This window comes from Roseococcus sp. (assembly GCF_965227005.1).
Taxonomy (GTDB): Bacteria; Pseudomonadota; Alphaproteobacteria; order Acetobacterales; family Acetobacteraceae; genus Roseococcus.
Genome location: NZ_CBDDFJ010000011.1, coordinates 52,468 through 70,801, shown reverse-complemented (window position 1 = coordinate 70,801; position 18,334 = coordinate 52,468). Strand labels below are relative to the sequence as shown.

The window sequence follows — 18,334 nt, the reverse complement described above, 5'->3', positions numbered from 1 at the left end:
CGTTGGCCGCCGGAATTCTGTATCGAGAGCATCTCCCCGCCCCGGTCCCTTTGGCCGGGCGGGCCCGCTCCCAGGAGAGACGCACTTGCTCGAACGCAACTGGCAATCACTGATCAAGCCCGAGAAGCTGCAGGTCGAGTCGGGCAGCACGGATCTGCGTCAGGCGACGCTGGTGGCCGAGCCGCTCGAGCGCGGCTTCGGCCAAACGCTTGGCAATGCGCTGCGTCGCATCCTGCTGTCCTCGCTCCAGGGCGCGGCCGTGACGGGCGTGAAGATCGACGGCGTGCTGCATGAGTTCAGCAGCCTGACCGGCGCGCGCGAGGATGTGACCGACATCATTCTCAACCTCAAGCAGCTGGCCGTCCGCTACCAGGGCGAGGGCCCCAAGCGCCTTCTCCTGACGGCGACCGGCCCGGGCGAGGTGACGGCGGCTCAGATCCAGACTTCGGGCGACATCGAGATTGCCAACCCCGAGCTGGTCATCTGCACGCTGGACGACGGCGCCAAGCTCTCCATGGAGCTCACGGTGCAGGTCGGCCGCGGCTACGTGCCCGCCTCGATGAACCGCGCCGAGGACGCGCCGATCGGTCTGATCCCGGTCGATGCGATCTACTCGCCGGTTCGCAAGGTGTCCTACCGCGTCGAGCCGACCCGCGTGGGTCAGGTGACCGACTACGACCGTCTGGTTCTCTCGCTTGAGACGAATGGCACGGTGGTTCCCGAGGATGCCGTGGCGCTTGCCGCCCGCATCCTGCAGGACCAGCTGTCGCTCTTCGTGACCTTCGAGGAGCCGCGCGAGAAGGTGCGCGACGAAGTGCAGGACGACCTGCCCTTCAACCGCAACCTGCTGCGCAAGGTCGATGAGCTCGAGCTGTCCGTCCGCTCGGCGAATTGCCTGAAGAACGACAACATCGTCTACATCGGCGACCTCGTTCAGAAGAGCGAGCAGGAGATGCTGCGGACGCCGAACTTCGGCCGCAAGTCTCTGAATGAAATCAAGGAAGTGCTGGCCTCGATGGGGCTCTCGCTCGGCATGCCGATCACCGGCTGGCCGCCCGAGAACATCGAGGACCTGGCGAAGAAGATCGAAGAGCCGTTCTGAGTCCGGCCAGGAGATAGTTAGATGCGTCATGGAGTTGCTGGGCGGAAGCTCAACGTCACCTCTACCCACCGCGCCGCCATGTTCCGCAACATGGCGACGAGCCTGCTCAAGCACGAGCAGATCACGACCACGCTGCCCAAGGCGAAGGAGCTGCGCCCGTATGTCGAGCGCATCATCACGCTGGCGAAGCGTGGCGGTCTGCATGCGCGCCGTCAGGCCTATGCCGTGATCATGGACGATAAGGTGGTGGACAAGCTCTTCACCACGATCGCCGATCGCTACAAGACGCGCGCCGGTGGCTATTGCCGCGTGCTGAAGGCCGGCTTCCGCTACGGCGACGCCGCGGCGATGGCCGTGATCGAGCTCGTCGAGCGCGATGTGGCCGCCAAGGGTCTCGACAGCGGGCCGAAGCCCGAGGTCGTGGAGGAGCAGGAGGCGGCGTAAGCCAGCCTTCTCTTCCAAACCAAATCAGGCGAAGGGGAAACCCTTCGCCTTTTTTTGTGCCATGATTCTGGGGCGCCGCTCGGCCGCGATCACTCGCTGAAGCGCATCACCGCGCCGAGCTCCGGCGAGAAGGCGCGGACGGCCGGCGCCAGGATCATCGGCCAGGGCGCGACGCGCGGCGGAATGAAGAGCGAGGGGCGGTCGTGCTCCAGCAGCATGATCACCACCGATTCCGACTGGGTGTCGAAGGCCAGGAAGACCTTCGCCAAGCCACAGCCCTCCGGCGCGCAGGCCTGGCCGTGGATCCAGGATCCGGTGATGGTCAGACCCGGCCCCGGGCCGCGGACGGCGTCGCTCACGATGCGCTGGCGCCCCGCGGTCATGGTGCGCAGGCGTGGCCCCACGGTGGGGTGGGCGGCCAGGGCCACGAGCGGGCGTCCGACCAGTTCCAGCACCTCCGGCGCCGCGGCCTGGGCCGCAACGGGGAGGGCGGCAGCTCCGAGGAGGAGCGCGCGCCTAATCAACGCTGATATTCGCCGTGCGAACGAGGCTGGCCATGGTGGCGCGGCCCTCGCGGACGTAGCGGGCGAAGTCCTCGGGGTTGCTGCCCACCGGCACGGCGGCCAGCTGGGCCAGGCGCGCCTGGACGGGCGGTTCCGCGAGGGTCTCGGCCACGGCCTTGTGCAGCGTGACCAGGACTGGCGCCGGCGTGCCGGCGGGGGCGAAGAGCGCGGCCCATTCGCTGATCTCGATGCCCGGCGTGCCGAGCTCGGCGAAGGTCGGGATCTCGGGGCGGAGGGCCACGCGCTCGCGGGCGGAGACGGCGATGAAGCGCGCGCGGCCGCTATCCACAATCGGGCCAGCCGAGAGCATGGTGATGAAGGCGCCGTCCAGCGTGCCGGCCGCGAGGTCGCGCGCCGCATCGGCGCCGCCGCGATAGGGGACGTGGGTCGTCTCGATCCCGGCCGCGAGGCCGAACTGCACGAGGCCCAGATGGCCCGCCGTCGCATTTCCCTGGGTGCCGATGTTGAGCGGGCGCGTGCGGGCGAGGGCGATGAACTCGGCCAGGGTGCGGACCGGCAGGTCGGCCTTCACGGCCAGGACCTGCGGGAAGGTGACGACCAGCGAGATCGGCGCGAAGGCGGTCGCGTAGTCGAAGTTCAGCCCGCGCAGCAGCGTGGGGTTCACCAGATGGCTCGATGCATCCATCAGCAGGGTATGGCCGTCGGGCGCCGAGCGCGCGACCTCTCCGCCGCCCAGCGAGCCGCCGGCGCCGGTGCGGTTCTCGACCACCAGGGTCTGGCCCAGGCGCTCGGACATGCGCTGCGTCAGGGCCCGCGTGGCGCTGTCGGCCGCGCCGCCGGCGGCGAAGGGGACGACGATGCGGATGGGACGGGACGGATAGGCCTGCGCCCGGGCGAGGCCGGGGGCCGCCAAAGCGGGCATGGCGAGGGCGAGTCGGCGGGTCAGGATCATCGGGCATCTTCCGGCTGGATGCCATCACATCAGGCCCAGGAGGGCGGGCGTCAAGCTGAACCGGGCCTAGCTTTGCCTGCCCTGCGGCTTGGCCGGCGCCAGGCTCAGCAGCCGGTTGCGCCAAGCCGGCGGCAGGGCGCCCACCATCCGCGCCATCGCATAGAGCCGCCAGGGATAGACGATGCGCAGCCGCCCGGCCGCGATGCCGTCCAGCGTCCGCTTCGCGGCCTGCTCCGGTTCCAGCAGGAAGGGCATGGGGAAGGTGTTCACGGCCGTCATCGGCGTGCGCACGAAGCCGGGATTGACCGAATGCATCCGGATGCCGCGCTTGCGCTCGGTGCCGTCGCGCGCTTCGGTCCAGCGCTGGACGGCGGCCTTGCTCGCGCCATAGGCCGGCGTGCTGGGGGCGGCGACGAAGGCGGCCACCGAGGCGATCACCGCCACGCGCCCGCGCAGCCCGTCCGCGCCGGGGGCCTGGGCCGCCATGGCGGCGATGGCCGGAAGCGCGGTGTTCAGCACGCCGTTCACATTCGTATCGAAGACGGCGCGGCAATCCTCCGCGCCCTCCCAGCCATCGCCGGTCCCCGCGCCGACGCCGGCATTGGCGATGACGAGGTCGAGCCGCCCCGCGCTGCCGATCCAGCCCGCCATGCCCTCGGCATCGCGCACGTCCATGGCGACCGGAAGCACCTGGGCCCCCTTCGCCCGGCAGGCCTGGGCAACCGCCTCCAGCCGCGCCGCCCTGCGGGCGGAGAGGTGCAGCGTCACGCCCGGCGCGGCGCAGGCCTCGGCCAAAGCGGCGCCGATGCCCGAGGAGGCGCCGGTGATCAGGACATTCGGCCAGCGCATCCCTGGACTCCTTGACGAGGGCGCGGGAGAAATCCCGCATGAGCAAGCGACTATGCAGCATGACGGGCTTCGCGCGGGAAGCCGGGACCCTGGCCGACGGCACCGCCTATGCCTGGGAAATGAAGAGCGTGAACGGGCGGGGGCTGGAGCTGCGCTTCCGCCTGCCGAACGGGATGGACGCGCTGGAGGCCCCCGCGCGCGAAGCGGGATCGAAGCGCCTCAAGCGCGGCAACGTGCAGATCGGCCTGACGCTTCGCGGCGAGGCCCGCGCGCCGATGACGCCCGATCCGGTGGCGCTGGAACGCGCGCTGGAACTGGCCCTCGGCCTGGCCGCGCGCATCCCCGGCGCCGCCCCGCCGCGCGCCGAGGCGCTGCTGGCCCTGCCCGGCGTGATGCGCGCCGAGCAGGCCGAGCTCACCGAGGCGGAGGAGGAGGCCCGGCGCGGCCTCCTGCTGGCCGCCTTCCAGCGCGGGCTGAAGGCGCTGTGGGAGTCGCGGGCGGCCGAGGGCGCGCGTCTCGCCGAGATCGTGACCGCGCTGCTCGACGAGATCGAGGCGCTTTGCGCCGCGGCCGGGGCCGAGGCCTCCAACCAGCCCGCCGCGCAGCAGGCGCGACTGTCGGAGACCCTGGCCAACCTGCTGGGCGAGGCCGGACGCGCCCGCTTCCCCGAGGAGCGCCTGGCGCAGGAGGTGGCGCTGCTCGCCACCAAATCCGACGTGCGCGAGGAGCTGGACCGACTGGCCGCGCACCTCGCCGCCGCCCGCGCGCTGGTCGCGGAAGGCGAGGGGGCGGGGCGCAAGCTGGACTTCCTCGTGCAGGAATTCGTGCGCGAGGCGAACACGCTCTGCTCCAAATCGGCGAGCGTGGCGCTGACGCGCATCGGCCTCGACCTCAAGGCCGCCATCGAACGGCTTCGGGAGCAGGCCGCCAATGTCGAATAACGGCCCCAACCGTCGCGGCGTGTGCCTCGTTCTCTCGGCCGCGCCCGGCGTCGGCAAGACCAGCATCTCGCGCGAGATCCTGGGCACCGAGCCAGAGCTCTCGCTGTCCGTCAGCGCCACCACCCGCCAGCCGCGCCCGGGCGAGGAGGAGGGCAAGCACTACTTCTTCAAAACGCCCGAGACCTTCGCCGAGATGGTGGAGGCCGGCGGCTTCATCGAGCACGCGACCTTCCTCGGCCGCTCCTACGGCACGCCGCGCGCGCCGGTGGAGCAGGCGCTGGCCGCCGGGCGCGACGTGCTCTTCGACATCGAATGGCAGGGCCATCGCCTGCTGCGCGAGGCCCTGCCGCAGGATGTCGTCGGCATCTTCCTGCTGCCGCCCTCGATCCGCGAGCTGGAGCGCCGGCTGCGCCACCGCGGCCAGGACAGCGACGAGGAGATCGCGCGCCGCGTGGCCGCCGCGCGCGACGAGATCGCCCATTGGGACGAATTCGACAATGTGCTGGTGAACGAGGATTTCCAGACCACCGTCCAGGCCGTCCGCACCATCCTCTATGCCGCGCGCGGCGAGCGGGCGCGGCAACCCTGGCTCGGCGATTTCGTCGCGGGCCTGCTGCGGGAATGAAGGACGCTTTCCTCGTCGTCCTGCAGGTGGTGGCGCCGATCTTCGCCATCATCCTCGGCGGCTATCTCGCGGCTGCCCGTGGCTGGATCGACGCGGCGGGCTTCAAGGGCCTCAACAGCTTCGCCTTCACCCTGGCCGCCCCGGCGCTGCTCTTCGCCAGCGGCACGGCCGGCCATCAGGGCGGCGGGGCGGCGGCGCTGGCCTTCTTCCTGGGCGTCGGCGTGCTCTATGTCGCGACTCTGCTCGGCGGGCGCGCGGCCGGGCTGCCTCTGGGCACGACGGGCGGGCTCGCGCTCGATGTGGCCTATGGCAACACGGTGATGATGGGCATTCCCATCGTCGTGGCCGCTTTCGGGCAGCCGGGGCTGTCCATCCTGATCGCGATCCTGGCGCTGCACTCCATGCTGCTGCTAGGCGCGGCCACGGTCATCGCCGAGATCGCGCATAACGCGAAGGCCGCGCCGCTGCGCCTGTTCGTCGTCACCCTGGCCGGCATGGCGCGCAACCCGGTCTTCATGGCCGTCACGGCCGCGCTGATCTGGAGCTCGCTGCACCTGCCCATGCCGGCCCCCGCGCGGGCCACGCTGCAGATGCTGGGCGCCGCGGCGGCGCCGGTCGCGCTCTTCTGCCTCGGCGGCAGCCTCAAGGGCTTCAATGCGCGGGCCAGCTGGCGGCAGACGGGCGTCACCGTCGGGCTGAAGCTGGTGGCGCTGCCGGTCCTGGTCTGGGCGATCGGCCGGGCGATGGGCCTCGCGCCGATGGAGCTCGCCGTGGCGGTGATCGCGGCCGCGATGCCCACGGGGGCCAATGCCTTCCTCCTGGCCCGGCGCTATGCGACGGGGACCGACGCCTCGGGCGCGGCGGTGCTGGTCTCGACCACGCTCTCCATCCTGACGCTCTCGGTGCTGCTGGCCTATTTCACGGTCGGCTGACGCGGGCGGATAGGCCGTCTCTCTCGCTCCCAAAGGAGGAATGAATTGGCCGGCGGGAGGCGCGCGGAACGATCATCTCCGCATGGAAGAGCCCGTCAAATCCCAGGAGCGACAGCTTTCGACGGCCGAGCACATCGCGTTGCAGGCCCTGGGGCCCTATGACGCCGAACCCCTGGCGCCGCCCCCTCGCGCCCGACGCCGCCCGCGGTTGGAGGAAGGCCGGCTGATCCGCCTGGCCCTGCTGCCGTTGGCGGGCTGGTGCCTCGGCGTTCTCTTCGACCTCTCCGTCGAGGAGATTCTCTGCGCCGTGCTGGTGGCGACGCTCGTGGCGGCGACGATCGCGCTGCGGCGCTGAGCCGCGTCAGTCGACTTCCAGAAGCGCTTCCAGCCCGAGTGCGGCGGCCAGCACCTCCAGGCGCCGCAGCACGCTCTCGCCCGCGAAGACGCCCGCGCTCTGATGCAGTTTCAGCACCAGCCGCCGGCCGCGCCGCTCGAGCACGGTCGCGTCCAACAGGGCCGGCACGCCGCCGCAAAGCGTATAGGCCAGGCGGAAAGCCGCCCCCAGAACCTCGGCCCGGCGGATGGTGGCCGCCGAGAGGAGCGAGCGCGCGGGCACGAGCCAGGGCGAATCGGCCTCGGCCTCGTAGCGCAGCGACGCGACCAGCGCGAGGAAGGCGCGGGCGTGATGGTCGAGCCCCACCCCGTGCAGCCGCAGGATGCGCAGATAGGATTGCTCGGCGCGATATTCGGGGTGATCGCGCGAGCCGGTGTCGCTGACCCAGCAGGCCGCCTCGCGAAGCTGGGGATCGATGCCCTCCTCCGCCAGCGCCTCGGTCCAGCGCAGCAGCGCCTTGGGCAGGGCAGGGTCGCGCCCCAGCCGCTCGCCGAGTTCCACGGCCGCGGCGATCAGCGGATCGCTTGCCCGCTCCTCGGCCGAAAGACGCCGGCCGTACCAGCCCTCGCGCAGGCCGTTGGCCGAGAAGACCACGCGCGCCGCGCCCGAGGCGCGCAGCAGACGGCGCATCACCACCGCGGCGAAGGGCAGGTCGGAGACGCGCTTGGTGGGGGCGGAGGGCATGCGCTCCAGCGAGCGGCGCGGCGCGGTCATCACCACGCCGGCGAGGTCGCGCGCCTCTTCGCGGCGGATCGCGTAGTGATGGACGATCGACAGCGGATAGCCGGTCTGGGCGATGTGGATGCGCGCCAGCGCCCGGAAGGTGCCGCCCACCAGGAACAGGTCCTTCAGCGGCTGCGCGCCCAGCCAGGGCACGCGCTTCAGCTCGGCTTCCACGATGGCCCGCGCGCGGCTGATATCGTCCTCCGCGCGGTCCGCGAGGCGGATGGTGCCGATGGGCAGCGAGACGGTCTCCACGATCTCGCCGCGCACCAGCTTCACCAGTTCCAGCGAGCCGCCGCCCAGGTCGCCCAGCACGCCATCGGCCATGGGGACGCCCATGAGCAGCCCTTCGGCAGAGAGCCGCGCCTCGCCGTCGCCGGAGAGCACCGAGACGCGCGCGCCCGGCATCACGGCCTCGATGTCTTCCAGGAAGGCCTGGCCATTGGTCGCGTCACGCACGGCGGCGGTGGCCAGGACCTCCACCGGATCGGCGCCCATGCCCACAGCGAGGGCGTGGTAGCGGCCAAGCACGGTCAGCGCCTGGTCCGAGGCCTCCTCGTTCAGCCGGCCGGTCGTGTGCAGGCCGCGGCCCAGGCCCAGGACGGCCTTTTCATTGAAGATGGCATGCGGATTGCGAAGTAGCCCCTCATAGACGACGAGGCGGACCGAGTTGGAGCCGAGATCGACAACGCCGAAGCGGGGCTGTTCGGGCCGTATGACATTCATGCGCGACTTAGTCCTGTTGCATCCGGTCGGTCTTGTGGCGGCGTGGGGCGCGCGTCTGCGGCGGCGGATTGAGCGCCGAGCCGCGCCCCGAGAGCGACGGGTTGGTCATGAAATACTCATGCGCGGAGAAGGCCCGCGGGTCGGGCGTCTGGCGACGCCAGGTTCCGTCCGACTCGAGATTCCAGCTCTGCGCGGCATCCTTGAAGTTGATCACCATGATCTGGTCCAGCACCTGGGCATGCACCGTCGGATTCTCGACCGGCACCATGGTCTCCACGCGCCAGTCCATGTTGCGCGCCATCCAGTCGGCGCTGCTGATGAAGACGCGCGCGCGGCGGCTGGGCAGGCGGTAGCCATTGCCGAAGACGTAGATGCGGCTGTGCTCCAGGAAGCGGCCGACGATGCTCTTGACCCGGATGTTCTCGGAGAGGCCCGCCACGCCCGGGCGCAGGCAGCAGATGCCGCGCACCACGCAGTCGATCTTCACCCCGGCCTGGCTGGCCCGGTAGAGCGCGTCGATCAGGTCGCGGTCGACGAGGCTGTTCATCTTCAGCCAGATGCCGGCCGGCTTGCCCTCCCGCGCGAAGGCGATCTCCTGCTCGATCAGCCCGAGCAGCGAGGGACGGATGGTGAGCGGCGAGAAGGCGAGGCGCTCCATGGCTTCGGGGCGCGCATAGCCGGTCATGTAGTTGAACAGCTTGGAGGCGTCGCGCGTCAGCATCGGATCGGCGGTGAAGAAGCTGATGTCGGTGTAGATGCGCGCGGTGATGGGGTGGTAGTTGCCCGTCCCGAAATGCACGTAGCTGCGCAGGTTCGCGCCCTCGCGCCGGATCACCAGGCTGATCTTGGCGTGGGTCTTCAGCTCGACGAAGCCGTAGACGACCTGCACCCCGGCGGCCTCCAGCTCGCGCGCGATGGAGATGTTGCGCTCCTCGTCGAAGCGCGCCTTCAGCTCCACCATGGCGGTGACGGATTTGCCCGCCTCGGCCGCTTCGATGAGGGCGCGCGCGATCGGGCTGTCGCGGCTGGTGCGGTAGAGCGTCTGCTTGATGCCGATGACGGCGGGGTCGCGCGCCGCCTGGCGGAGGAACTGCACCACCACGTCGAAGGATTCATAGGGGTGGTGGACCACGATGTCCTTGGCGCGGATTGCCGCGAAGCAATCGCCGCCGAAATCCAGGATGCGCTCGGGGAAGCGGGGCGCGTAGGGCGTGAAGAGCAGGTCCGGGCGGTCATCCACGATGAGCTGGCTGAGGTCCGAGACGCCGAGCAGGCCGTCCACCACGAAGATGGCGCTGCGGTCGGCCTCCAGCTCCTCGGCGACGAAGTCGACCATGTCCTGCGGCATGCCGGCCTCGACGGCGAGGCGGATGGCGCGCCCGCGCCGGCGGCGCTTGAGCGCGGTCTCGTAGGAGCGGACGAGATCCTCGGCCTCCTCCTCGAATTCCACGTCGGTGTCGCGGATGAGGCGGAAGAGGCCGCGCTCGGCGGGGATGAAGCCGGGGAAGAGGTGGTGCAGGTTCAGCGCCACCACATCCTCCAGCGAGGCGAAGCGGATTCCGCCATCCGGTGCGGCGGGCAGGCGGACGAAGCGCTCGACCTGCGGGGGCATGGTCAGCAGCGCGCGCATGGTGCCGCCATCCTCCTCGCGCACCAGCTTCAGCACCATGCAGAAGGCGAGGTTCGAGATGAAGGGGAAGGGGTGGGCAGGGTCCACCGCCAGCGGCGTGAGGACGGGGAAGATGCGCTCTTGGAAATAGGATTCGAGCCAGGCGATCTCCGTCGGCTGGATCTCGCCGGCATCGAGCACGGCGATGCCGGCCGGGCGCAGCAGATGGCGCAGGGTGCGCCAGGCCTCCTGCTGGCCCTCGATCAGCGTCAGGGCGCGGGCCTGCACGGCGGCGAGCTGCTGGCTCGGCGTCATGCCGTCGGGCGACTGGGTCTTCACCCCCTCGCGCTCCTGGCCGACCAGGCCGGAGACGCGGACCGAGTAGAATTCGTCCAGGTTGGAGCCCGAGATGGCGACGAAGCGCAGCCGTTCCAGCAGCGGGTGCTGCGGATTGGCGGCCTCCTCCAGCACGCGCGTGTTGAAATCGAGCCAGGACAGCTCGCGGTTGAAGAACCGCGACGGATCGCCCAGCGGCTCGACGGCATGGGACGGCGCCTGGGCGGCGGGGATCGGGGCGGGGAGGGTTTCGCTGCTCGACATCATGGGGTCTTACAACAGCGCGGAGCTGCGTAGGGCGGCATCGGTCACGCCGTCGTCCGATGTCGCGAAATCGTCATCGAAGAGCGGCCGCAGAATGGCCAGCGCGTCCGAGCGCGTGAGCTTGCGGCCCGAGATCAGCGAGGCCCGGTCCAGCCGGGCGGCGGCCTCGGCCATGGCGGCGGCGCTGCGCGGCAGGCGCAGGCGCAGCGCATCCAGCAGGCTGGGGGCGAGCTGGAGCTGGCGGTCGGAGAGCTGCTTGGCCAGAATCGCGTCCAGCAGCGCGTCGGAGGGTTCGTCCAGCAGGGCCACGGCGGTCGCCGCCAGGCGCGAGCGCAGGTCCGGCAAGGCGATGCGCCAGCGCGAGGGAGGGCGGGGCGAGGCCATGAGCAAAGGCAGGCCCGCCTCGGCGCAGGCGTTCATGAGGTGGAGCATGGCCTGCTCCTCGCCGGGGAGATCGGCCTCGTCCACGGCGGCGCCGCGCAGGGGAATCGGCGGCAGGCCGCGGATATCGGGCCCGCGCAGCATGTCCCAGCCCCGGGCCCCGGCCCAGACGTGCAGTAGATGCGTCTTTCCCGTGCCCGTCGGCCCGGCCAGGACCAGGCGGTGCGAGGGCCAGCTCTCGATGGCGGAGAGCCAGCGCAGGGCCTCCGCATTGCTCGAATCGGGCACGAAGTCGTCGACCGCGTAGGAGGGCGGACGCTCGATGGGCAAGGTGAGCTGGGTCACATCCCGGTCCTTGGAGGGTCGAGGTACAGCGGGCTTTCCAGGTAGCGCCGCAGCCAGTAGCGCGCCAGCACCCCCATCGCGGCGGCGATCGGCACGGCCAGCAGCACGCCCAGGAAGCCGAAGGCCACGCCGCCGGCGAAGAGCGCGAAGATGACCCAGACGGCGTGCAGATGAACCCGGTCGCCCAGCAGGCGGGGATAGATGATGTAGCCCTCGACGGCCTGGCCGGTGAAGAAGATCGCCAGCACCCAGACCACGCCGTTCCAGTCGCCCCACTGGCCCACCGCCAGCAGGACGGAGAGCACCAGCCCCGTCATGGAGCCCACATAGGGGATGAAGGACAGGATGCCCGACATCAGCCCGACGGTGAGGCCGAGGTCCAGCCCGATCGCCGTGAGCGCCACCGCGTAATAGACGCACAGGATCAGGCAGCAGAGCATCTGCCCGCGCAGCCAGGCCGAGAGAACGCGGTCGATGTCGCGGGCGAGCTGGCGCAGCGTGGAGGCCGAGCGGCGCGGCATCCAGCTCTCGATCCGGGCCATCATGCTGGGCCAGTCGCGCAGCAGGTAGAAGCTCATCACCGGCGTGACGATGGCCAAAGTGAAGACGTTGAACAGCGCCAGGCCCCCGCCGATCAGCCGGGTCGCGGCGGTGCCGAGCCAGCTCACCATCGCGCCGACCTGGGCGAGGATCAGCTCGCGCAGGCGCGGGCCCACGACGTCGGGGCCGGCGGCCTCCTGCAGGCGGTCCAGCAATTCGCGCAGGGTGGCGGTGATGCTGGTGACATAGCTGGGCAGGGCGGTCAGCAGCACGGCCATCTGCGAGACGATCAGCGGATAGAGCAGCAGCAGCGCCAGCAGCACGGCCAGCACCATCAATATCACCAGCAGCACGGCCGCGAGCGAGCGCGGCATGCCCAGGCGGGTCATGCGCGTCGCCAGGGGGTCGAGGAAATAGGCCACGCAGCCGGCGAGGACGAAGGGCGTCAGGATATCGGCGAAGAGCCAGATCGCCAGGAGCAGGGCGGCCAGCACGCCGAAGGACAGCATGGCCCTCTGCCGGCGCGTGGCCACCAGGGGCGCGGCGCGGCCACGGCCGGGGGCGGGGATCTGTTCGCTCATGCGGCCATGCTCACGTCGAGGCTCACGTCGGGGGGGCTTTCAGCCGGTGGCCGGCGGCCAGCACATAGGCGAGGCCGGACCAGAGGGTGGTCGCCGCCGTCAGCCAGATCAGGACGAGCAGCGGCAGATGCAGCTCCACGCCGAAGCCCGCATGGAAGAGCGCGAATCCGGCCAGGATCAGCTGCATCGCCGTGTTGAGCTTGGAGATGTAGAGCGGCTTGATCGCCGTGCGCGCGCCCAGCATCCACAGCAGCAGCAGCCCGCCCACGATCACCACGTCGCGGAAGACGACGAGGATGGCGAGCCAGTCCGGCAGCACGCCCATCGCCGCGAGGGTGACATAGACCGAGATGAGCAGCGCCTTGTCGGCCACGGGATCGAGCAGGGCGCCGATGGCGCTGCGGGAATTGGTGTAGCGCGCCAGCCAGCCGTCCAGCGCGTCCGACAGGCCGGCGGCGAGGAAGAGCAGGAAGGCGATGTCCAGCCGGTGATGCAGGATCAGCCAGATCGTGGCCGGCACGGAGGCGAGCCGCGCCAGGGTGATCAGGTTGGGCAGCGTCAGCAGTTGGTGCGCCGGGGCGCCTTCCGGGGTCATGCCTGGGGGATCAACCCCCGCCGAGCCCGACCTGCCAGCGATTCCCCTCCTGCGAGACGGAGACCCCCACGGCGCCCAGCGAGGCCGCGGCCTCGCCTGCCTGCTGGCGCAGGCCCAGGCGCATGCGGGCCGCATCGGGGCTGATGGCCACGAGGTCCACGCTCGCCACGATATTCGAGGCGCGCAGGCGGCGGCGCAGCTCCAGCCATTCCTGGAAGGAGTTGAAGCGGGTCGTGGCCTCGACATAGGACTGCGCGGCCATGGGGATGTTCAGCCCCATGCTGCCCGGCGCGCTCCCGCCACCCGAAGCGGCGCCCGAGCCGGAGAAGCTCCGTCCGGTCAGCGAGGCCACCTGGCCCGGGGAGAACTGCACGGTGAGCTGGCCGGAATAGCGCGTGGAGCTTGTGCGCTCGTTCTCGACGATGAGGGCGGCCACCATGCGCTCGAGCTGGGCGTCCGAGGGGGTGGCGATTCCGCCGCCCAGAGCCTCGGCCATGCGCTGGAAGGCGATGCGCCGGGCATTGGCATGCGCACGGTCGCGCGCGGTCACCGCATTCTCGGCTGTGGCTTCCGCAGGGATGCCCCGCTGCACGAGGGGGTTGTCCTGCGCCTTCAGGGGCGGGCAAAAGAGCAGCGCCATGACCAGGGCCGCCACCAGGTGTCTCGCCGTCATGGACCATCCTCGTTTCACTGGCCTGGGTTTAACCCATCGGAGGCAGCCCTGAACAGTTCCGAGAAGAACGGTCTCACCTATGCTCAGGCGGGCGTGGACATCGAGGCCGGCGACGCCCTGGTCGAGCGGATCAAGCCGCTGGCCAAGAGCACGAATCGCGCGGGCAGCATGGGCGGGCTCGGAGGCTTCGGCGCGCTCTTCGACCTGAAGGCGGCCGGTTTCACCGACCCCGTGCTCATCAGCTCGACCGACGGCGTGGGCACCAAGCTGCGCCTCGCCATCGAGGCGGGCATCCATGGCCATGTGGGCGTGGACCTCGTCGCCATGTGCGTGAACGATCTGGTGGTGCAGGGCGGAGAGCCCTTGTTCTTCCTGGATTATTTCGCGACCGGCAAGCTCGAGGTCGAGCAGGCGGCCGAGGTCGTCTCCGGCATCGCCGAGGGCTGCCGCCAGGCCGGCTGCGCGCTGGTCGGCGGTGAGACGGCCGAGATGCCGGGCATGTATCACGGCGGCGATTACGACCTCGCCGGCTTCTCCGTCGGCGCGGCCGAGCGCAGCGCGCTGCTGCCCAAGGATGTCGGCCCCGGCGACGTGCTGATCGGCCTGGGCAGCTCGGGCGTGCATTCCAACGGCTTTTCCCTCGTCCGCCGGATCATCGAGGCTTCGGGCGTGGCGCTCACGGCGCCCGCGCCTTTCGCCGAAGACAAGACGCTTGCCGAGGCGTTGCTGGTGCCGACTCGGATCTACGTGAAGTCGGTTCTGGCCCTGCATAAGGCCGGCCTCCTGAAGGCGGCGGCCCACATCACCGGCGGCGGCCTGCCGGGCAATCTGCCCCGCGTGCTGCCCGACGGCGTCGCGGCCGAGGTCCAGGCCGGCTCCTGGCCGCTGCCGCCCGTCTTCCCCTGGCTGGCCCGCGCCGGCGGGGTGGTCGAGGCCGAGATGCTGAAGGTCTTCAACTGCGGCCTGGGCATGGTCGTCGTCGTGGCCGAGGCCGATGCGGACAAGGCCATCGCGATGCTGACCGAGGCGGGCGAAGCCGCCTTCCGGGTCGGCCGGCTCATCCCCGGCACGGCCGGCGAGGCCGAGGTCGTCTTACAGGGCAGTCTGGCCCTTTGAGCAAGCCGCGCGTCGCGATCCTGATCTCCGGGCGCGGCTCCAACATGACCGCGCTGCTGGAAGCGGCGGCGCGGCCCGCCTATCCGGCGACGATCGCGCTCGTCCTCTCCAACAAGGCGGAGGCCGCCGGGCTGGAGCGGGCGCGGGCGGCCGGCATCGAGACGGCGGTGATCGCCAGCAAGGGCAAGACCCGCGCCGGGTTCGAGGCGGAGATGACGGCCACCCTGGCCCAGGCGCGCATCGAGATCATCGCGCTCGCCGGCTTCATGCGTGTGCTGACCGAGGAGTTCGTCGGCCCCTGGGCGGGGCGGATGCTCAACATCCACCCCTCGCTGCTACCCTCCTTCCCGGGCCTGGACACCCACGCCCGCGCGCTGGAGGCCGGCGTGCGGCTGCATGGCTGCACCGTCCACCTCGTCACGCCCGGCGTGGACGAGGGACCGATCCTCGCGCAATCCGCCGTCCCGGTGCTGGCGGGCGACACCGAATCCAGCCTCGGCGCGCGGGTGCTGGAGCAGGAGCACCGCCTCTACCCCGCCGCTTTGGCCTGGCTGGCCTCCGGAAAGGTTCGCCTGGAGCATGGCCGGGCGATCGTCGCGGCGAATTTGGCCGCCGGAGCCCTCGCGAACCCCTTGCCCGAGGTCGCGCCTCTTCGTAGAGACGACCAAAGGATTTGAAGGATCGACCGGTCATGACCGAACACGCGATGCATATCGACATGGTCGAGGTGAAGTCAGAGGATATCATGGCCGAGCGCCGGAGCACCTATGGCTCCTTCCTCACCGCCTCGGTCTGGTCCATCGGCGGGACAATCGTTCTGCTGGCGCTGGTCTACCTGATCTTCGGCTGAGACGGCCCACGGGCCGGCTCCCGCCATTGCGGGGCCGTGCGGTTCCGCATCGCGGCGCCGATCACCGGGCTGATGGCTTGCGACGGCTCGCTCTGTGTGACGTAGAATCTGCGTGAAGCAGAACGCGCTCATGACCAGGGTTCATGAGGGTGTGCCGGAAATCCTGCAGCATTTCTTCCGCGGCGAAGGCGGGATCCACATCTTCCATCCCAAACGGGCCGCGTCGGATCATGGCGGCCGCGATCCCGGTCCGGACGGCGGAGGGGATGGGGATGACGGCCGCACCGGCACCGATCCTTGCGAGGAATGGCCGGGGCCGCGGGTCTGAAGGCCAGGGGCGCCGCCCCTGGCAATTCCCTCGGATCATGAGGGTCCAGGGGGCCTGGGGCCCCCTGGCTTCGTCTTAGGCCAGCAGCTCGAGGCCGGCGAAGAAGTACGCGATCTCGATCGCGGCGTTCTCCAGGCTGTCCGAACCATGGGCGCTGTTCGCCTCGATGCTCTCGGCGAAGAGCTTGCGGATCGTGCCCTCGGCGGCGTTCGCCGGGTTGGTCGCGCCCATCAGATCGCGGTTCTTGGCCACGGCGTTCTCGCCTTCGAGAACCTGCACGACCACGGGGCCGGAGGTCATGAAGGACACCAGGTCCTTGAAGAAGGGCCGCTCGGCATGCACGCCGTAGAAGGTCTTGGCCTGCTGCTCGCTCATCCAGATGCGCTTCTGGGCGATGATGGCGAGGCCGTTGGTCTCGAAGATCGTGTTGATCTTGCCGGTGAGGTTCCGGCGCGTGGCGTCGGGCTTGATGATGCTGAAGGTGCGTTCGATGGCCATGGTGGGCGTCCTTTTGCGAGCGATTGTCGCGCAGATGCCCAAGCAAACCGCCACGCGCAAGCCCTTCCGGACGAATCAGGACCCCGATCCGCGCTTTCAGCGATTTCGCACCGCATCATGCTGGTCTAAATCCCCGGCATGACCGTTCTCACCATCCAGGACCTGACCATCCGCATGGCCGGGCGCCCCCTCATGGAGGGCGCCTCGCTTCAGGTCGATGACGGCCGCAAGATCGGCCTCGTCGGCCGCAACGGCGCCGGAAAATCCACGCTGCTCAAGGCCATCCTGGGCGAGCTCCAGCCCGATGGCGGCGATATCCGCATCGCCCAGCGCGCGCGCCTGGGCCATGTCGCGCAGGAGACGCCGGCTGGCGAGACCTCCCTGCTCGACATCGTGCTGGAGGCCGATACCGAGCGCGCCAGCCTGCTGGCCGAGCTCGAAGGCCATCCCGACGGCGCGCGCGCCGGCGAGATCCATGAGCGCCTGATCGCCATCCAGGCGGATTCCGCCCCGGCGCGCGCGGCCACCATCCTGGCCGGCCTCGGCTTCGACGCCGCGGCCCAGGCGCGGCCCTCGCGCGAATATTCGGGCGGCTGGCGCATGCGCGTCTCGCTCGCCCGCGCGCTCTTCCTCGAGCCCGACCTGCTGCTGCTCGACGAGCCCACCAACCACCTCGACCTCGAGGCGGCCATGTGGCTGGAGGGCTGGATTCAGCGCTTCCAGGGCGCGGCCCTCATCATCAGCCATGATCGCGGGCTGCTGGAGCGCTGCGTGGATTCCATCGCGCATCTCGATCGGCTGAAGATCACGCTCTACCCGGGCAATTTCGAGAATTTCGTGCGCGTGCGGACCGAGCGCGCGGCCCAGCAGGCGGCCATGAACGTCAAGCTGCTGGCGCAGCGGGCGCATATGCAGTCCTTCGTGGACCGCTTCCGCGCCAAGGCCACCAAGGCCCGCCAGGCGCAGTCGCGCCTCAAGGCGCTGGAGCGGATGCCGGCCATCGAATCGGTCGTCGAGGACCACGCGACCCAGTTCGCCTTCCCCCAGCCCGAGCAGCTGCCCCCGCCCATCCTCACGGTCATGCGGGGCCAGGCCGGCTATGGCGACCGCGTGGTGCTGCGGAACCTCGACATCCGCATCGACCAGGAGGACCGCATCGCGCTGCTCGGCGCCAACGGCAACGGCAAGTCGACCTTGGCCAAGGTGCTGGCGGGCCGGATGGAGCTGCTCTCGGGCGACGTGCATCGCGACCGCCGCATGCGCGTGGGCTACTTCGCCCAGCATCAGGAAGACGATCTCGACCTCGACGGCACGCCGCTGAGCCACATGGTCTCGGCCATGCCGAAATCGACGCCGACGCAGTGCCGCTCGCAGCTCGCGCGCTTCGGGCTCGACGCGAATCGCGCCGACACGAAGGTCAGCGGCCTCTCGGGCGGCGAGAAGGCGCGGCTGCTGATGGCGCTGACCACGCGCGACGCGCCGCACATGCTCATCCTCGACGAGCCGACCAACCACCTCGACATCGATGCGCGTGACGCCCTGGTGCGGGCGCTGGCCGATTACGAAGGCGCGGTCATCCTCATCAGCCACGATCCGCATCTGGTGGAACTGGTGGCGGACCGTCTCTGGCTGGTGGCGGATGGGAAGGTCACGCCCTTCGAGGGCGACCTCGACGACTACCGCGCGCAGCTCGGCGGACGCGGATCGGCGGGTGCTTCGAAGCGCGACGAAAAGAAGGGCAAGCCGGCCCCGGTGGAGAACAACCGCCCGCAGAACGCACCTTTGCGCGCGCGGCTGAAGGGCATCGAGGTCACGCTGTCGAAGCTGACCGAGGAGGCCAAGGTGATCGAGGGCGCGCTGGCCAATCCCAAGCTCTACGAGAGCGGCAAGGCCGACCTGATCGCCCGCGCCACCTCGCGGCGCTCCGCGATCGCGAAGGATATCGAGCGGCTGGAGACGGAGTGGCTCGGCATCACCGAGAAGCTGGAAGCGGCCTGAGGCGCCGT

21 protein-coding genes are annotated in these 18,334 nt (G+C 70.2%); 11 read left to right on the top strand and 10 right to left on the bottom strand.

Annotated features, from left to right (window positions below; all coding sequences use genetic code 11):
* The first annotated feature begins 85 nt into the window (after window positions 1-85).
* Window positions 86-1,102, top strand: a complete 1,017-nt coding sequence (locus ACO057_RS05575) for a DNA-directed RNA polymerase subunit alpha (protein ID WP_421989466.1) — start codon at window positions 86-88, stop codon at window positions 1,100-1,102.
* Window positions 1,103-1,123: 21 nt separating this feature from the next.
* Window positions 1,124-1,546, top strand: a complete 423-nt coding sequence (rplQ, locus tag ACO057_RS05570) for a 50S ribosomal protein L17 (RefSeq protein WP_421989464.1) — start codon at window positions 1,124-1,126, stop codon at window positions 1,544-1,546.
* Window positions 1,547-1,635: 89 nt separating this feature from the next.
* On the opposite strand, the gene ACO057_RS05565 is transcribed toward rplQ, so the two are convergent.
* From ACO057_RS05565 to ACO057_RS05555, 3 genes are all read right to left on the bottom strand, one after another.
* Complete coding sequence (locus ACO057_RS05565) at window positions 1,636-2,070, bottom strand: hypothetical protein (protein ID WP_421989462.1); 435 nt, start codon at window positions 2,068-2,070, stop codon at window positions 1,636-1,638.
* A complete protein-coding gene (locus tag ACO057_RS05560; RefSeq protein ID WP_421989460.1) occupies window positions 2,063-3,022 on the bottom strand; it encodes a Bug family tripartite tricarboxylate transporter substrate binding protein in 960 nt (319 codons plus the stop codon). Before ACO057_RS05560 ends, ACO057_RS05565 begins: the two co-directional genes overlap by 8 nt.
* Window positions 3,023-3,088: 66 nt before the next feature.
* Window positions 3,089-3,871 carry an SDR family NAD(P)-dependent oxidoreductase gene (locus tag ACO057_RS05555; RefSeq protein ID WP_421989458.1) on the bottom strand — a complete coding sequence of 261 codons (783 nt, stop codon included), beginning with the start codon at window positions 3,869-3,871 and terminating at the stop codon, window positions 3,089-3,091.
* A 38-nt stretch (window positions 3,872-3,909) separates the two neighbouring features.
* Here ACO057_RS05555 and ACO057_RS05550 point away from each other — a divergent pair, with 38 nt between their 5' ends.
* The 4 genes from ACO057_RS05550 to ACO057_RS05535 all read left to right on the top strand — a co-directional run bounded on the left by ACO057_RS05550 (window position 3,910) and on the right by ACO057_RS05535 (window position 6,724).
* Window positions 3,910-4,812, top strand: a complete 903-nt coding sequence (locus tag ACO057_RS05550; protein ID WP_421989456.1) for a YicC/YloC family endoribonuclease — start codon at window positions 3,910-3,912, stop codon at window positions 4,810-4,812.
* Complete coding sequence (gene gmk, locus ACO057_RS05545; protein ID WP_421989454.1) at window positions 4,802-5,437, top strand: guanylate kinase; 636 nt, start codon at window positions 4,802-4,804, stop codon at window positions 5,435-5,437. Before ACO057_RS05550 ends, gmk begins: the two co-directional genes overlap by 11 nt.
* Window positions 5,434-6,369, top strand: coding sequence for an AEC family transporter (locus tag ACO057_RS05540; RefSeq protein WP_421989452.1), 936 nt, complete (start codon window positions 5,434-5,436; stop codon window positions 6,367-6,369). The genes gmk and ACO057_RS05540 overlap by 4 nt, the downstream gene beginning before the upstream one ends.
* Window positions 6,370-6,451: 82 nt before the next feature.
* On the top strand, window positions 6,452-6,724 hold the full coding sequence (locus ACO057_RS05535; RefSeq protein WP_421989450.1) for a hypothetical protein: 273 nt from the start codon (window positions 6,452-6,454) through the stop codon (window positions 6,722-6,724).
* A gap of 6 nt (window positions 6,725-6,730) precedes the next feature.
* Here ACO057_RS05535 and ACO057_RS05530 read toward each other — a convergent pair whose 3' ends face one another.
* From ACO057_RS05530 to ACO057_RS05505, 6 genes are read right to left on the bottom strand one after another with little or no spacing between them, the layout of a single operon-like run.
* The gene (locus tag ACO057_RS05530; protein WP_421989448.1) at window positions 6,731-8,212 is read right to left on the bottom strand and encodes a Ppx/GppA family phosphatase; all 1,482 of its coding nucleotides are present in this window, start codon (window positions 8,210-8,212) and stop codon (window positions 6,731-6,733) included.
* Between the two features lie 7 nt (window positions 8,213-8,219).
* Window positions 8,220-10,421: an RNA degradosome polyphosphate kinase gene (locus ACO057_RS05525; protein ID WP_421989446.1), complete on the bottom strand. Its 2,202-nt coding sequence runs from the start codon at window positions 10,419-10,421 to the stop codon at window positions 8,220-8,222.
* Between the two features lie 9 nt (window positions 10,422-10,430).
* Window positions 10,431-11,147, bottom strand: coding sequence for a chromosomal replication initiator DnaA (locus ACO057_RS05520; protein WP_421989444.1), 717 nt, complete (start codon window positions 11,145-11,147; stop codon window positions 10,431-10,433).
* Window positions 11,144-12,268, bottom strand: coding sequence for an AI-2E family transporter (locus ACO057_RS05515; protein ID WP_421989442.1), 1,125 nt, complete (start codon window positions 12,266-12,268; stop codon window positions 11,144-11,146). Before ACO057_RS05515 ends, ACO057_RS05520 begins: the two co-directional genes overlap by 4 nt.
* Window positions 12,269-12,290: 22 nt before the next feature.
* Complete coding sequence (locus tag ACO057_RS05510) at window positions 12,291-12,863, bottom strand: CDP-alcohol phosphatidyltransferase family protein (RefSeq protein WP_421989440.1); 573 nt, start codon at window positions 12,861-12,863, stop codon at window positions 12,291-12,293.
* A gap of 10 nt (window positions 12,864-12,873) precedes the next feature.
* Complete coding sequence (locus ACO057_RS05505; protein WP_421989438.1) at window positions 12,874-13,536, bottom strand: hypothetical protein; 663 nt, start codon at window positions 13,534-13,536, stop codon at window positions 12,874-12,876.
* A 93-nt stretch (window positions 13,537-13,629) separates the two neighbouring features.
* Here ACO057_RS05505 and purM point away from each other — a divergent pair, with 93 nt between their 5' ends.
* The 4 genes from purM to ACO057_RS05485 all read left to right on the top strand — a co-directional run bounded on the left by purM (window position 13,630) and on the right by ACO057_RS05485 (window position 15,830).
* Window positions 13,630-14,652: a phosphoribosylformylglycinamidine cyclo-ligase gene (gene purM / locus ACO057_RS05500; RefSeq protein WP_421989436.1), complete on the top strand. Its 1,023-nt coding sequence runs from the start codon at window positions 13,630-13,632 to the stop codon at window positions 14,650-14,652.
* A gap of 44 nt (window positions 14,653-14,696) precedes the next feature.
* Window positions 14,697-15,329, top strand: coding sequence for a phosphoribosylglycinamide formyltransferase (gene purN, locus ACO057_RS05495; protein ID WP_421989536.1), 633 nt, complete (start codon window positions 14,697-14,699; stop codon window positions 15,327-15,329).
* A 14-nt stretch (window positions 15,330-15,343) separates the two neighbouring features.
* Window positions 15,344-15,502, top strand: coding sequence for a preprotein translocase subunit SecE (locus ACO057_RS05490; RefSeq protein WP_421989434.1), 159 nt, complete (start codon window positions 15,344-15,346; stop codon window positions 15,500-15,502).
* A 112-nt stretch (window positions 15,503-15,614) separates the two neighbouring features.
* Window positions 15,615-15,830: a hypothetical protein gene (locus tag ACO057_RS05485; protein WP_421989432.1), complete on the top strand. Its 216-nt coding sequence runs from the start codon at window positions 15,615-15,617 to the stop codon at window positions 15,828-15,830.
* 75 nt (window positions 15,831-15,905) lie between these two features.
* Here ACO057_RS05485 and ndk read toward each other — a convergent pair whose 3' ends face one another.
* Window positions 15,906-16,328, bottom strand: coding sequence for a nucleoside-diphosphate kinase (ndk, locus tag ACO057_RS05480; protein ID WP_421989430.1), 423 nt, complete (start codon window positions 16,326-16,328; stop codon window positions 15,906-15,908).
* A 138-nt stretch (window positions 16,329-16,466) separates the two neighbouring features.
* Here ndk and ACO057_RS05475 point away from each other — a divergent pair, with 138 nt between their 5' ends.
* A complete protein-coding gene (locus ACO057_RS05475) occupies window positions 16,467-18,326 on the top strand; it encodes an ABC-F family ATP-binding cassette domain-containing protein (RefSeq protein ID WP_421989428.1) in 1,860 nt (619 codons plus the stop codon).
* Window positions 18,327-18,334: the final 8 nt, after the last annotated feature.